At 59.7% G+C, this 233-nt stretch carries 1 protein-coding gene; it reads right to left on the bottom strand.

Features of this window, described 5'->3' with window-relative positions; translation table 11 throughout:
• A partial coding sequence (locus tag AC0IW7_RS25070; RefSeq protein ID WP_471821570.1) for a tRNA-guanine transglycosylase occupies window positions 1–233 on the bottom strand: 233 nt, incomplete at both ends.

Here is a 233-nt window from a genome sequence, read left to right as displayed (position 1 = left end):
CAAAAATCATCACCACATCGGAGCCGAGATCGCGCTGCACTTGCATCGAGTCGTCCGGGCCCATGAACACTTTGCTGCCGTTGACCGGCGAGGCGAAGGTCACGCCCTCTTCCGTGATCTTGCGCATGGCGCCCAGGCTGAACACCTGAAAGCCGCCGGAGTCGGTGAGGATCGGACCCGTCCACTGCATAAAGTCATGCAGGTCGCCGTGCTGTTTGATGACTTCCATGCCA

The sequence above is a fragment of the Pseudomonas sp. AC229 genome, assembly GCF_979254655.1.
This window is presented reverse-complemented; position numbering and strand designations above follow the sequence as displayed.